Origin of the sequence: Parasphingorhabdus sp. (genome assembly GCF_039968395.1) — a bacterium.
In the GTDB taxonomy this organism is placed as follows: Bacteria; Pseudomonadota; Alphaproteobacteria; order Sphingomonadales; family Sphingomonadaceae; genus Parasphingorhabdus.
The window spans coordinates 580,484-593,306 of record NZ_JBDVPV010000001.1; the positions used below are offsets into that span (position 1 = coordinate 580,484).

Here is a 12,823-nt window from a genome sequence, read left to right on the forward strand (position 1 = left end):
AATGTCAATCACTATCAACTGGCGACGGAATCTGTTTATGTAAAATCGGGTCTAACCGAGGTCGATTTGCTGTTCGCGGGCCCATGTTTCCAGTGTGGAGCGTGAATTCTTGGATGGTTGCGCAATCAGAGTCTGCATGAGTGCGGTAATGTCCGCCAGATTGGTCGAGCGGATCATTGCCTTGATCGGACCAACCGATGCCGGAGTGATGGAAAGACTTGTTATGCCGAGGCCCAGCAGTGCCAGCGCCTCCAGCGGTCTGCCGCCCATTTCCCCGCATACGCCCAGTTGAATGTCCAGCGAGTCCGCCTCGCGGGAGAGGCGCCCCAGAAACCGCAAAATGGCAGGGCTGAGCCAATCGAAGCGTTCGGCCAGTTTGGGATTGCTGCGATCTGCCGCGAACAGAAACTGGGTGAGGTCGTTGGTGCCAACCGACAGGAAATCCAGGCGAGGTGCGATCAGGTCCAGGCATTCAGCAAGTGCAGGTACTTCCAGCATGGCGCCATAGCGAATGGACACCGGAAGCTGCTTTTTGCGCTTCTTGAGGAATTCCAGCTGTTTTTCGAAAACCGCTCTCGCTTCGTCAAATTCCCAAGGTTCGGCGATCAGCGGAAACATGACATTCAATTTGCGACCAGCCGAGGCTTCGAGCAACGCCCGGGCCTGCACCTTCATCAACGCATCACGCTCCAGTCCAATCCGAACCGCGCGCCAGCCCATTGCCGGGTTTTCTTCTTTTTGTTCGCTCGCCTGAAAATAAGCCAGCGGCTTGTCGCCGCCAATATCGACTGTTCGAAAAACAACCGGCTTGTCGCCAGCTGCATCGAGGACATCACGATAGAGACGCAGCTGACCGGAGCGCCCGGGCATTGCAGCGGCCACCAGAAACTGGAATTCCGTGCGGAACAGCCCAATGCCGTCGGCGCCGGTCAGTTTCAGCATGCCGACATCATCACGTAGTCCGGCATTGATATTCAGATCGATCCGCGTCCCATCGAGTGTGACTGGCTCCTTGTCGCGCAGCGCCATATAGGTTGCGCGTTTTTTCTGGCTCAACTCCACCTGCGCCTCGAAGGATTCCTCCATCGACTGATTGGGACGGACGAACAGAATATTGTCATCCACGTTAAGCAGCAGGTGATCATTCTCGCGGACGTTCTGACGAATATTCTGAACCTGACCCAGAATCGGAATGCCCATTGCGCGCGCGATAATCGTGACATGGGCGGTCAGAGAACCTTCTTCGAGCACCACGCCTTTCAGTCGGCGGCGATCATATTCGAGAAGCTCGGCAGGCCCCAGATTGCGCGCCAGCAGGATCGTGTCTTGCCGCAGTCCAAGCGTCGCTGCGGTTCCCATCTGTCCGGAAACAATGCGCAGCAGACGGTTCGCCAGATCTTCCAGATCATGCATGCGATCGGCGAGCAACGGGTCATCAATCTGGCGCATGCGCATCCGCGTATGCTGCTGCACGCGTTCAATCGCGGCTTCGGCGGTAAGACCGCTATCAATTGCCTCGTTGATGCGTCGACTCCAGCCTTCATCATAAGCAAACATCTTGTACGTTTCGAGCACTTCTTCATGTTCGCCGCCGACCCCGAATTCGGCCTGGTTGGTCATCAGGTCAATCTGCAGACGCATTTTGTCGAACGCAGAGTAAACCCGGTGGCGCTCCGCTTCGGTATCTTCCGCAACCGTATGTTCAATTTTTACCCGCGGCTGGTGGAAGACAGCATAGCCACTTGCCTTGCCCTTCACCAATTGTAGTCCGCTTAATCGAATGGCACCGCTGTCCGTTGCTTCGGTCGCCTCCACGGAATTTTCGTCAATCAGTTCGGCATTGGAGATGAGTTCTGACAATACCATGGCAGCCGTCTGAAAAGCCTCGATTTCTTCTTCAAGATATTTGCGCGGCTCGATATGTTGGGCGCACAGGACGCCAACCGCCTTCTGATTGCGTATGATCGGAACGCCTGCAAAACTGTGAAATTTTTCCTCGCCGGTTTCAGGCCGGTACTGGAAATCGGGATGAGCGGCCGCTTCGTCGAGGTTCAGCGTTTCTACATTTTTTGCGATGTAGCCGGTCAGGCCCTGTCCCAATGCCAGTTTTGTCAAATGGACTGCTTCCTGATTCAATCCGTGTGTCGCATAAAGTTCGAGCACCCCTTCACGGCGCAAATAAATCGAACAGACTTCGCTGCTCACCGCATCGGCAATGGTATCGACGACCTGGTTCAGCTTCGACTGTGCATTGGTCGAAGAGGCCATGATCTCTCTCAGGCCGGTGAGGATGTTGCGCGCAGTAACGGGATCGGGGGTGGGATTAACGTCCATCGGCAAAGCCTAGCAGAAACCAATCGGTCAAGCGACACGCAATAGCTGCAGCAAGGGTGATTTTATTGCCGCCAAAGCGGCACGAGTTTGAAGTTCAGGCCTCGGCCAGCATTTCTTCCTTCAATCGGAGCTTTTCTTTTTTCAGGCTGTGGATGCGAATCGTATCTGGGACGGGTCTTGCTTCTTCATCACTAATTTTACGGTCAAGAGCTTCGTGTTTTCCGCGCAAGGCTGACACATGATTCTTATCCATTATATTCTCCAAGATAGATGAAAATTAGGGTGATGAAAGTGGTTGCGGGTGTCCCTTTCTGCGTTCCGGCCAGATTTATGAATCCAGTCCGGTTGTTCACGATCCGATTTGTCTTGGTTTCGACAACGACCGTGAATAGAGTGAAGATGACAAATTTATTGCAGACAGGCAAGGGTGAATTAGGTCCAATATGGGGATGAGCGATGAAGAGTTGCGGCAACGGCTTGAGCTGCTGAGAATTGAACATCGCGACCTCGACGAAGCCGTCAGGGCGCTGCTGGAATCCGGCAATCAGGATCAGCTTCGGGTTGCCCGGCTGAAAAAGCGGAAGCTGCAACTGCGGGACCGCATCATTCTGATTGAGAACCAGCTGATCCCGGATATACTTGCCTGACCTCAGAGGCCTGGTTCGGGTCAACTAAAAGCCGTGTTTCCCAACCAATGCCGATTAACCGTTTTCGTCAACCCGTTAACCTGCTGTGCCTTGGCGTGTCACATTGAAACAACCAGATAATTAACCTTATTCGCTTCACATTTTAACTGTCCTTCCAGGCAGGATAGTTGCTATGACGCTTTCATGTCGGACAGCGAAACACTTCTTACGCCCAAACTTCTGGACGCACTTTATACCGAAGCCATGGTGCTTGCGGACGAAGCGCGCTCCTATTTCGAATCGGGGCGCTTCAATGACGAATGTCCGGACGACGCCGAATTGTCGGTTTCATTTTCCTGTGAGTCGCTCAAAGTCACAACGCGTCTGATGCATTGTATTGCCTGGTTGTTGAATCAGAGAGCCTTGCATGGCGGAGAATTGACGGAAGGTGAGGCGTGGCATCATGACCGCGCACTGGGTTATGCTGCGGCCAGTGACGATGGCATGGTCGCCTATTTTCCGGAAGAGGCACGCCAGATTGTGATGGCCAGCGAAGAACTTTTCTATCGGCTGGAACGGCTTTCTGCAAAACTTCAAACCGAAATGGAAGAAGAACCGGCGGTCCACAATCTGTTCCGCCGGCTTGAAAGTTCATTTTAGATCAGGCTGTTTGAGCCGAATCGAGATCGTCAGGCCGACGCGCTCGTCTTCTGCTGCTCCATCGTCGGATAATCGATATAGCCTTCTTCGCCCTGGCTGTACCAGCTCGGGGTAAAGTCGATCGGATTCAGTTCGGCGCCTGCGCGGAATCTTGCCGGCAAATCAGGATTGGTCATGAACGTGCGGCCAAAGCTGATGGCGTCGGCATTGTTTTCGGCCAGTGCTTCAGTCGCATTGTCATAAAAATAGTCGCTGTTCAGAACGAGCGGCTTGTTGAACACCGGCCGGATGTCGGGGCTGACGCGCGGCACATCTGTATTTCCGTAAGTGCCATGTGCCGGCGGTTCGCGCAGTTCAAGAAACGCTATCCCGATATTGTCGAGCAATTTTGCGGCGGCGGTGAAAGTTTCAATCGGAGTCGCATCATCAGCGCCCTGGGAATCTCCATTGGGGGACAGGCGAACAGCAACATGATCACTGTCCCAGACGTCGACCAGACGCTGAGTGACCTCGCCAAGCAAGCGGATCCGGTTTTCGATGGAGCCACCATATTCGTCTTCGCGGAAGTTACAGCCAGAGCGAATGAACTGATCGATCAGATAGCCGTTGGCGCTGTGCAGTTGCACTCCGTCAAAACCGGCCTTTTTCGCGTTTTCTGCTGCATTGGCATAATCATCCAGCAGACCCGGAATCTCGTCTTTTTCCAGTGGGCGTGCTTCTTCGTAATCCCGTTTGCCCTGATACGTGCGCACGCTTCCCGGTGCGGTCGTCGCCGAAGAGGAAACGGGCTTTTCACCGTTCAGAAAGTCAGGATGAACGATCCGGCCCATGTGCCAGAGCTGGCATATAATCCGTCCGCCAGCCTGATGAACCTGTTCGATAATCGGTTTCCACGCTTCAGTCTGGGCGTCGTTCCAGATTCCGGGTGCGAAGGGGGTGCCGAGGCCTTGCTGGCTGATACCGGTGGCTTCTGAAATAATCAGCCCCGCTCCGGCGCGCTGGGAATAATATTCGCCCATCATTGGTGTCGGGACAAAATCCATGGTGGAACGGCAACGGGTCAAAGGAGCCATCAGCATCCGGTTCGGAGCTTCGATAGCCCCCAGCTTGATGGGGTCGAATAATGTTGTCATGAAAATGTCCCTGAATGGAGTTTGATTGTTAACTGCACAGTTAAGAGGACCGGTATCGAAATGCAATGCTTTGAAAGCGCATATATTCTGCCTATATTGATAGCCCCCGATTGATGGCTTATTCACAGCCAAGCCAAAACAGGAGTCGCTAATGTCTGCCAGTCTGCCTGAAGATCCTACACTGGATGAAGTCCGCGTCTGTCTCGCGCCTTCTCTCGCCGCACAAGCCGCCTTTGATGGCTGGAACGAAAAGGCAGTCGCGTCGGCGGCTGATCAGGCAGGGGTAGACAAGGATCTTGCAAAACTGGCGTTTAACGATGGCATGGTCGACATGATCGCGGCCTGGTTCAATTCAGTCGATGAGCGCATGGCTGAAAAATATTCGACCGAAGAGCTGGGTGCGATGAAGATTCGGGAACGGATTACCAATCTGGTTCTCGCCCGCCTTGAAATTCTGGAACCCGATCGGGAAGGATTGCGCAGGGCACTCGCCATTCTTGCCGCGCCGCCCAATGTTCCGCTGGCCGCAAAACTGGGGTGGGGGGCTGCCGACAAGATGTGGCGACTGGCCGGCGATACGGCGACTGACTATAATCACTACACAAAACGGACGTTGCTATCCGCAGTCTATGGTAGCACGATCAGTGTTTTCCTTGACGATGAAAGCGAAGAATATTCGGAAACGAAGGCCTTTCTTGACCGGCGGATCGAAAATGTGATGCAGTTTGAAAAGATCAAGGCCAGGATTACCCGTCCGGGAGCGGAGCGGTTCAGCATGGCAAGATTTTTCGGTCGATTGCGCTATCGGAATTTGTGAACTTTATAGAAACCCGTTCAATAAAAGACTCGCAAGCCGCTTCCTATAATGATAATCACTCGCAACTAATATGTTCCGAGTTCGATCATGACCACATCAACATCTACCCGTATCACTCTCGATCGCCTGTCCATGCGTCAGTCAGCGGAGATTTCGGCGATTGACTGGCACTCCATGTCAGAAACGGAAGGGCGTCGGTTGCGAGCGCTTGGTCTTGATGAGGGCGTTGCAGTTGAAAAACTGCACAAGGGCATGTTCGGATTTAACGACCCCATTGCCCTGAAAGTCGGACGAATGATGATTGCTGTGCGCAAATCACATGCCATGGCCATTTCGGTCACCATATCGGCCTGACCATGACAGAAGCAGCTCCCCTCATTGTCCTCGCGGGCAACCCCAATGCAGGCAAAAGTGCGCTGTTCAATGCCCTGACCGGTGCGCGCCAGAAGATTGCAAACTATCCCGGCGTGACCGTCGAGCGCAAATCCGGGCATTTCGCATTGCCCGATGGCCGGCCCGCAGAACTGGTGGATTTGCCCGGCAGCTACAGCCTGGATCCGACCAGCCCCGACGAAGCCGTGACCCGCAGTGTGATCATGGGAATGCAGGATGGCGAACGCCAGCCCGATGCCATTGTCGTTGTGCTGGATGCGGCCAATCTCGACAATCATCTGCGTTTCGCACTTGAGATCATTGCCCTTGGCAAGCCCGTCGTCGTGGCGCTGAACATGATGGACCTGGCGGAACGTGATGGTCTGACGCTGGACCCGGCGAAGCTGGAAGAGGCGCTGGGTGTTCCCGTTGTGCCAACGGTGGCCGTGCGGCGGCGAGGACTGGAAGAATTGTCGAGCGCGGTAGAAGCGCGGGTGACACTGGGCAGACAGGATGAAAATGTCGTTGTCGCCAAAGAACGCGATCATGGCCTGCGCAAACAGGCCCAAAAAATTGCCGGTCAGGCGATTGTTTCGGAAACTGCGGGGCGCCGCTGGTCAGAGCGGGCGGATGCGATATTCCTGCATCCGATCGCCGGTCCGCTGATCCTGCTCGCGACCATGTTCGTCATGTTTCAGGCAGTCTTTGCCTGGTCCGAAGCCCCGATCGGCTGGATCGAAGGCGCGAGCGAGTGGGCTGCAGCTGGTGTCGAAGCCAATCTCGGTGAAGGATTTCTGCGCGATTTTATCATTGAAGGCGCGATTGGAGGCGTTGGTTCGGTCGTGGTCTTCCTCCCGCAAATCCTCATTCTGTTCCTGTTCATTTTATTGCTGGAAGCCAGCGGCTATATGACCCGTGCCGCCTTTATCATGGATCGGTTGATGGCCAGCGTCGGCCTTTCCGGTCGTAGCTTCATTCCGTTGCTCTCTTCCTTTGCCTGCGCCATTCCCGGCATCATGGCGACACGCAGCATTGCTGATCCGAAGGATCGGCTGACCACCATATTGGTCGCGCCATTGATGACCTGTGCTGCCCGGCTTCCGGTTTATGCGATCATTATCGGCGCGTTCATTCCGGCACGCGATGTTGGTCTGGGTGTCGGACTACAGGGACTGGTTCTGTTCGGTCTTTACATTTTCGGTATTGTCGGCGCGATGCTTGTCGCGCTGGTGTTGCGCAGCACCGTCGCCAAGGGACCGAATAGCGGTTTCCTGATGGAGATGCCGAAATATCAGTTACCCCGCATCCGGGACATCCTGCTGGGCCTGTGGCAGCGCGCTTGGATATTCCTGCGCCGGGCCGGTACGATCATCTTTGCGGCAACTGTCGTGCTGTGGCTGATGCTGACCTATCCCAAGGTTCCGCTCGACAGTCCGGTAAGCCAGGTCGATTATTCCGCTGCGGGACGGATCGCCAATGTCATCGAACCGGTGGTGGCGCCGATCGGTTTCAATCGCGATATTGCGCTCGCCCTGATCCCGGCCATGGCGGCGCGCGAAGTGGCTGTGGCAGCACTTGCCACGACTTACGCCATCGATGCTCCGGATGAAGAAGCCGAAGCCAGATCGCTGACCGAACGCCTGCAAAGCCGCTGGTCATTGCCGACCGCTCTGGCCTTTCTTGCATGGTTTGTTTTTGCGCCGCAATGCATCTCGACCATCGCGGTGACCAAACGGGAAACCAATGGCTGGAAATGGCCGATGTTCATGCTCGGCTATCTTTTTGCGCTCGCTTATGTTGCGGCCGGGATTACATATTGGAGTGCCGTCGCGCTCGGTCTGTAAAGTCCTCTTTGATTGCCAAGATGCTCGGTCTATAGAGTCCCCGAGAATCGAAAAATCACTTGAGGAATTTGAAATGGCCGGCGGCATCAACAAAGTAATCATCGTAGGCAATCTGGGCAAAGATCCCGAAGTCCGCACGTTCAATAATGGCGGCAAAGTCTGCAATTTCAGCGTCGCAACGTCCGAAAGCTGGAAAGACCGGCAGACCGGAGAGCGCAAGGAAAAGACCGAGTGGCACAATATCTCGATCTATAATGAAGGCCTGGCCGGTGTCGCGGAAAAATATCTGCGCAAAGGCAGCAAGGTTTACCTCGAAGGCAAATTGCAAACCCGCAAATGGCAGGATCAATCCGGCAATGACCGCTATTCAACCGATGTTGTGCTGCAGGGTTTCGACGCAAAAATGGAAATGCTCGATAGCCGTCAGGGCGGCGGCCAGGGCGGCCAGGGCGGCGGTTCCAACGATGGCTGGGGCGGCGGCGGATCATCCGGTGGCGGCCAGGGTGGTGGTTCCAATGACGGCTGGGGCAATACCGGCGGCGGATCTGGCGGCGGCCAGGGCGGCGGCGCATTTGACAGCGATCTGGACGACGACGTTCCGTTCTAGGGGGTAGCGTCATGTCCGCTTGGGCGCAAAAAAGGACACGTCCCAATAGCGCGATTGCCGTCCATTTATTGTAAAAAATCTCGAACCAACCTTAAGTACTCATCTGGGTTCTCTCCATAAATCATGTGGCCTGTACCTTCCACTGCAATGAATTTGGAATTAGGAAAAACCGAAGCATATTGTTTGGCAACAGCCTCTTTTTTGTAGTCGCACGTACCTCTGAGAACGAGCACAGGTAAGTTGGTTTTCTTCAAAACGGGTTTCGGGTCATCAGTTCGATTGATCAACGTTTTTCCTGTCATTCGGCTTGACCAGAAACCATAGCCATTAGAAGTTGCTTTAACTTTGGTTGGATCGCACATTGTCAGCGGCAAGTAATGTTCATTGGCGATCTTGTCGAAAAAAGAGCCCATTTCCTGCTCTGGCGCAAATCGAGCCGCTGCCTCCGGATTAATGTCGGCCAAGATTAATGCTGTGAAGAGTCGAGGTTTCTCAATTGTTGAGTCAAACCTCTTCTTCTGTTCCTTATTCATTTTTTCATCCAAGTTTCCATCAGCGATTTCGGTCCAATCGGGGCGATAGATCGGGCCTGGACCCGAGAATATGATCCGAGAAACATCATTTGGATATTTCGCCAAGTAATTGGCCGCAAGGGTAGCGCCCCATGATGATCCAATAAGTATAACTTGATCAGAGCCAATTCTATCGCGGATAGCTTTCAGATCATCAATATGCCGGTCTAGTGAATATTCTGAAATATCGTTCAAGCGTGCCGAGAGACCTCCGCCAATTTGATCATAAAAATATACATCATGACCGTTGGCGGTGAGTTTGGAATAGACGTCCACCATCGGTTCGAAGGAGACGCTATATGCACCGGGTCCGCCATGCAAGATGATGATCGGACGCTTTGTCTCGCTTGTTTGAGCACTATATTTCCGCACAACTATCTTTGAACCAGTCGGCAAATCCCAAAATTCGGCACCTTTAACACTGGCCGCAACAAACTGATCTGCTTTGGGCACGAGTGGCTGCAAGATGAAACAAACCACCAGTCCGCCAAGCGCCATGGTCAATATACCTGTTTGTATAATCATGTAGAGTTTTGGCTTTTCAAGCTTGAATAGTTTGCCGGACATATAGGAGCCTAGTGCGATGGTTCCTGCAGCGAATAATAGTCCTAAAACCATCATTACAATCGGCGAATTTAGCATCAATGCACTAGCGAAAAATGCTGCAGCAAGTGCGAAGAGGCCCAGAATATATGCTATGATCTGTAACAGGCCTGCTCCGGCAAAACGAGCGAACCCCACTTTGGTAGTTTTCTGTGATGATTCACCCATGTGCTGTTTCCAACTTTGCTTCGTCGGAAGTTGTTTTAAGCCGTTCCATCATGGAACGCTGTGACAAGGCTTTTTGAGCGGCATCAAGCGCCACTCCGAGGTTAAAGCCAAGCTCATTGTTGAGGTCATCGAAGACATTAATCGCTTCGCGGCATCGCGCTTCAATCAAAACGACTTCTGCCGCACCGCGTTTTGTGAGATGAAAAATTTTGCGCCTCTGATCATTGGGATCTGGCTTGCGTTTGATGATTGAAAGGTCTTCAAGCAATGTCGTACGTTGCGCAGTCAATTGATGCTGCTCACCAAGCCCTCTGGCAATCTCAACCAAAGAAGATGGACCATTGTGATCGATAAACAATATGGTTGATGTGGTGCGAGAAGGTGCTGTTAGTCCCACATCCTGGAAAAACTCATCGCCCTGCCTGCCGATAAGTTCAGTCAGTCTAAGTGCTCTTGCACCAACAAAGGCCTCATCGAATGACAGCCGTTCATAAAACGGGCGATTTTTCAGTTCCATAAACGACTCCATATATTATGTTTATAATTGCGCAATTAATTGCATAAATTCACATATGTCAATATGTGCTGCAGGAACTCTAGCGTCTGCTTTCAGGTTGAAGCAGCCTTCCCGCTAAATCTCATGCAAACACCTGCCTAAACAATCTCCATGACATCACCCGCCTTGAGCCTCGGCAACAAGATATCCATCGCGTCACGCGCTATCGCCACACAACCTTCTGTCGGCTTTGCTTCATTCCAGATGTGAAAGAAAATCGCGCTGCCTGATCCCGGCACCGACGGTGCATCATTATGGCCGAGGATCACGATAATATCGTAAAGCGGATCATCGCGGACAAGGGCTTCGGCGCTGAATCGGTGGGGCAGGGCTATGGGCCGATTATAGGCCGGATCTGCCGGGTCATCGGACCAGCCATCCTGCGCGCCTGTCCATCGCCAGGGCAGGCTGATATTTTGCACAGGCCTGGAGCGACCAGGCCGGAACAATATCGTGCGCAGGGGCCATCGGCCAAGTGGTGTGTATCCATCGCCCTCGCGTTTGTTCGCGGCTGGACAGGCCCCGCTTCTGCCGATGCTGCAAGGGATGGTCATGTCTTCGAAAGTCAATGTGAGCGCAGCGGTATCGACCTTGATTACGCTCAAAGCTTGTGGCCCGTCCGATCCCGTTTGGTGTCGAGATAAAATTCATTATGCGGATTGGCTGCGATCTTCACCGGCAGCCGTTCTTCAACGGCAATGCCGCTGGCTTCGAGACCCTGCACTTTTTCCGGATTGTTGGTCAGCAATTTGACCTTGGGTATGTTCAGCAAGTCGAGCATGCGCGCTGCCGTCGAAAAATCGCGCGCATCAATCGCAAATCCGAGTCGCTGGTTGGCATCAACGGTATCAAATCCCTGATCCTGCAACGCATAGGCGCGCAGTTTGTTGATCAGGCCAATGCCGCGCCCTTCCTGACGAAGATATAGCAGCACGCCCCAACTGGCTTCGCCCATCTGGCCCAGAGCCGCATGGAGCTGTGGCCCGCAATCACATTTAAGGCTGCCCAGTACATCGCCCGTCAGACATTCACTATGGAGCCGCACAACCGGAGTTGAGGCATCGCGCTCGCCAATGACCAGTGCGATATGATCGGTGGCGTCGGCATCGCTGCGAAATCCGTAAATATGGGCATTGGCATTGGCGGCAACCGGCAGCTTTGCATGGGTGCTGATCGTCAAGGCATCCGAATCCGCAAAAGCCGCCACGTCATCGGGAGACACGCAGTCTTCTGCAGGCTGGTCGACGATCATGAAGGCGGGCAATATCGCGCCATGCCGCGCGAGTTCCATCGCGGCGATAGCGGCTTGTGCGTTCTGCAGCTCTTCGCTGCGGAATGGCCCCTTCATCGGATATTGCATGTCGAGGACCGGATCGACAATCGCCGTGATTTCGGCGGCGGTGACCGGTGTGTTCAGGCTGATCTGTACCGGCAATTCCGGATCACCTGCTGCGCGCTGGTTCAACAGTTTGAGAGTCGCTGCCCGACTGGAAGATATCAGTAATCTGACTTCGTTTTGCCCGGTCAGGTGACTGCTCAGATCAACCGTCTCGACCGGAAGCAGATTCAACGTTTCGTCGCCGACTTCAATCGTGATCGGCCACCCGCGGCGTAGGGCATCAATGGCCCGCGCGGCGCGTCTCGCCGCCTTGTTGTCAGGGACAGCCGTTCCCGCCATTCAAAATTTGAATTCGGTGATGAGCGGCGCATGGTCCGAAGGCTTGGTCCATCCCCGGCTATCCTCGTGCACGACATGGCTCACGGCTTTGTCTTCCAGCTCCGGACTGACCCAAACATGGTCGAGCCGGCGCCCCTTGTCCGATGCGCGCCAGTCACGGGCCCGATAGCTCCACCAGGTGTAGAGGCGTTCTGGATCAGGAATGAACTTGCGTCCGATGTCCACCCAGCCATGCGCATCTTGCAGTTTTTTCATGACATCAATTTCAATCTGGGTGTGGCTGACGACATTGACCAGCTGTTTGTGACTCCAGACGTCGGATTCAAGCGGGGCAATGTTGAAATCCCCCAGCAAGACGGTTGGCGTTTTCAATTGGCCTGACCAGTCTGTCATGCGCTGATAGAAATCCAGCTTCTGACCAAATTTGGGATTTTGTTCGCGGTCCGGAATTTCGCCGCCGGCCGGTATATAGACATTTTCAATGCGGACGCCGTTTTCGAGTATTGCGCCGACGTGCCGTGCCTCACCGTTATTCTGCCAGTCAAACCGGTTATGTTCGTGCATCGGCACCCGGCTGATCATCGCGACACCGTGGTGCATGGGCTGCCCGCATAATATCTGGTGATTATATCCCAGCCGGCGGAACATTCCCTCGGGAAACTGCTCGTCGCGGACCTTGGTTTCCTGCAGGCACAGAACGTCGGGTGATTCTTCGGTCAGAAAGCGTTCGACCAAATCGATTCGCGCACGGACGCTGTTAATATTCCAGCTCACAATTTTCAGGGTCTCACTCATAGTGAATGTCCTAGCCATGCTTGCACGGAAACCCAAGCCTAAAGGCATGATGAACCAT

Annotated in this window: 14 protein-coding genes; 6 read left to right on the plus strand and 8 right to left on the minus strand. The window is 53.9% G+C overall.

Annotated features, from left to right (window positions below; genetic code table 11):
* Nucleotides 1-51: 51 nt before the first annotated feature.
* Nucleotides 52-2,334: a phosphoenolpyruvate--protein phosphotransferase gene (gene ptsP, locus ABJI30_RS02855; RefSeq protein ID WP_348015396.1), complete on the minus strand. Its 2,283-nt coding sequence runs from the start codon at nucleotides 2,332-2,334 to the stop codon at nucleotides 52-54.
* A 94-nt stretch (nucleotides 2,335-2,428) separates the two neighbouring features.
* Nucleotides 2,429-2,587, minus strand: coding sequence for a YdcH family protein (locus ABJI30_RS02860; RefSeq protein ID WP_348015397.1), 159 nt, complete (start codon nucleotides 2,585-2,587; stop codon nucleotides 2,429-2,431).
* A gap of 196 nt (nucleotides 2,588-2,783) precedes the next feature.
* Here ABJI30_RS02860 and ABJI30_RS02865 point away from each other — a divergent pair, with 196 nt between their 5' ends.
* Nucleotides 2,784-2,981: a DUF465 domain-containing protein gene (locus ABJI30_RS02865; RefSeq protein ID WP_348015398.1), complete on the plus strand. Its 198-nt coding sequence runs from the start codon at nucleotides 2,784-2,786 to the stop codon at nucleotides 2,979-2,981.
* Nucleotides 2,982-3,164: 183 nt separating this feature from the next.
* The gene (locus tag ABJI30_RS02870; protein WP_348015399.1) at nucleotides 3,165-3,620 is read left to right on the plus strand and encodes a DUF1465 family protein; all 456 of its coding nucleotides are present in this window, start codon (nucleotides 3,165-3,167) and stop codon (nucleotides 3,618-3,620) included.
* Nucleotides 3,621-3,649: 29 nt separating this feature from the next.
* Here ABJI30_RS02870 and ABJI30_RS02875 read toward each other — a convergent pair whose 3' ends face one another.
* Nucleotides 3,650-4,753: an alkene reductase gene (locus ABJI30_RS02875; protein WP_348015400.1), complete on the minus strand. Its 1,104-nt coding sequence runs from the start codon at nucleotides 4,751-4,753 to the stop codon at nucleotides 3,650-3,652.
* Between the two features lie 151 nt (nucleotides 4,754-4,904).
* Between ABJI30_RS02875 and ABJI30_RS02880 the strand changes: the two genes are divergently transcribed.
* The 4 genes from ABJI30_RS02880 to ssb all read left to right on the plus strand — a co-directional run bounded on the left by ABJI30_RS02880 (nucleotide 4,905) and on the right by ssb (nucleotide 8,393).
* A complete protein-coding gene (locus ABJI30_RS02880; protein ID WP_348015401.1) occupies nucleotides 4,905-5,570 on the plus strand; it encodes a COQ9 family protein in 666 nt (221 codons plus the stop codon).
* An 87-nt stretch (nucleotides 5,571-5,657) separates the two neighbouring features.
* Nucleotides 5,658-5,924 carry a FeoA family protein gene (locus ABJI30_RS02885; protein WP_348015402.1) on the plus strand — a complete coding sequence of 89 codons (267 nt, stop codon included), beginning with the start codon at nucleotides 5,658-5,660 and terminating at the stop codon, nucleotides 5,922-5,924.
* Nucleotides 5,925-5,926: 2 nt separating this feature from the next.
* The gene (locus ABJI30_RS02890; protein ID WP_348015403.1) at nucleotides 5,927-7,786 is read left to right on the plus strand and encodes a ferrous iron transporter B; all 1,860 of its coding nucleotides are present in this window, start codon (nucleotides 5,927-5,929) and stop codon (nucleotides 7,784-7,786) included.
* A gap of 73 nt (nucleotides 7,787-7,859) precedes the next feature.
* Nucleotides 7,860-8,393 carry a single-stranded DNA-binding protein gene (ssb, locus tag ABJI30_RS02895; RefSeq protein ID WP_348015404.1) on the plus strand — a complete coding sequence of 178 codons (534 nt, stop codon included), beginning with the start codon at nucleotides 7,860-7,862 and terminating at the stop codon, nucleotides 8,391-8,393.
* Nucleotides 8,394-8,458: 65 nt separating this feature from the next.
* On the opposite strand, the gene ABJI30_RS02900 is transcribed toward ssb, so the two are convergent.
* The 5 genes from ABJI30_RS02900 to xth form a co-directional block, all read right to left on the minus strand.
* Nucleotides 8,459-9,736 carry an alpha/beta hydrolase gene (locus ABJI30_RS02900; protein WP_348015405.1) on the minus strand — a complete coding sequence of 426 codons (1,278 nt, stop codon included), beginning with the start codon at nucleotides 9,734-9,736 and terminating at the stop codon, nucleotides 8,459-8,461.
* Complete coding sequence (locus ABJI30_RS02905) at nucleotides 9,729-10,253, minus strand: hypothetical protein (protein WP_348015406.1); 525 nt, start codon at nucleotides 10,251-10,253, stop codon at nucleotides 9,729-9,731. Before ABJI30_RS02905 ends, ABJI30_RS02900 begins: the two co-directional genes overlap by 8 nt.
* A gap of 137 nt (nucleotides 10,254-10,390) precedes the next feature.
* Nucleotides 10,391-10,897: a L,D-transpeptidase family protein gene (locus ABJI30_RS02910; RefSeq protein WP_348015407.1), complete on the minus strand. Its 507-nt coding sequence runs from the start codon at nucleotides 10,895-10,897 to the stop codon at nucleotides 10,391-10,393.
* The gene (gene ribA, locus ABJI30_RS02915; RefSeq protein WP_348015408.1) at nucleotides 10,894-11,970 is read right to left on the minus strand and encodes a GTP cyclohydrolase II; all 1,077 of its coding nucleotides are present in this window, start codon (nucleotides 11,968-11,970) and stop codon (nucleotides 10,894-10,896) included. The genes ABJI30_RS02910 and ribA overlap by 4 nt, the downstream gene beginning before the upstream one ends.
* Entirely contained in the window at nucleotides 11,971-12,765 is a 795-nt protein-coding gene (xth, locus tag ABJI30_RS02920; RefSeq protein ID WP_348015409.1) for an exodeoxyribonuclease III, read from the minus strand.
* Between the last annotated feature and the right edge of the window lie 58 nt (nucleotides 12,766-12,823).

Bases quoted from the DNA above. Each gene is read 5' to 3' on its own strand.
- ABJI30_RS02890 (WP_348015403.1), top strand. From the start codon at position 5,927: ATGACAGAAGCAGCTCCCCTCATTGTCCTCGCGGGCAACCCCAATGCA.
- ABJI30_RS02875 (WP_348015400.1), bottom strand. From the start codon at position 4,753: ATGACAACATTATTCGACCCCATCAAGCTGGGGGCTATCGAAGCTCCG.
- ABJI30_RS02860 (WP_348015397.1), bottom strand. From the start codon at position 2,587: ATGGATAAGAATCATGTGTCAGCCTTGCGCGGAAAACACGAAGCTCTT.
- ABJI30_RS02870 (WP_348015399.1), top strand. From the start codon at position 3,165: ATGTCGGACAGCGAAACACTTCTTACGCCCAAACTTCTGGACGCACTT.
- ABJI30_RS02880 (WP_348015401.1), top strand. From the start codon at position 4,905: ATGTCTGCCAGTCTGCCTGAAGATCCTACACTGGATGAAGTCCGCGTC.
- ABJI30_RS02900 (WP_348015405.1), bottom strand. From the start codon at position 9,736: ATGGGTGAATCATCACAGAAAACTACCAAAGTGGGGTTCGCTCGTTTT.
- ABJI30_RS02905 (WP_348015406.1), bottom strand. From the start codon at position 10,253: ATGGAACTGAAAAATCGCCCGTTTTATGAACGGCTGTCATTCGATGAG.
- ssb (WP_348015404.1), top strand. From the start codon at position 7,860: ATGGCCGGCGGCATCAACAAAGTAATCATCGTAGGCAATCTGGGCAAA.
- ribA (WP_348015408.1), bottom strand. From the start codon at position 11,970: ATGGCGGGAACGGCTGTCCCTGACAACAAGGCGGCGAGACGCGCCGCG.
- ptsP (WP_348015396.1), bottom strand. From the start codon at position 2,334: ATGGACGTTAATCCCACCCCCGATCCCGTTACTGCGCGCAACATCCTC.
- ABJI30_RS02865 (WP_348015398.1), top strand. From the start codon at position 2,784: ATGAGCGATGAAGAGTTGCGGCAACGGCTTGAGCTGCTGAGAATTGAA.
- ABJI30_RS02885 (WP_348015402.1), top strand. From the start codon at position 5,658: ATGACCACATCAACATCTACCCGTATCACTCTCGATCGCCTGTCCATG.
- xth (WP_348015409.1), bottom strand. From the start codon at position 12,765: ATGAGTGAGACCCTGAAAATTGTGAGCTGGAATATTAACAGCGTCCGT.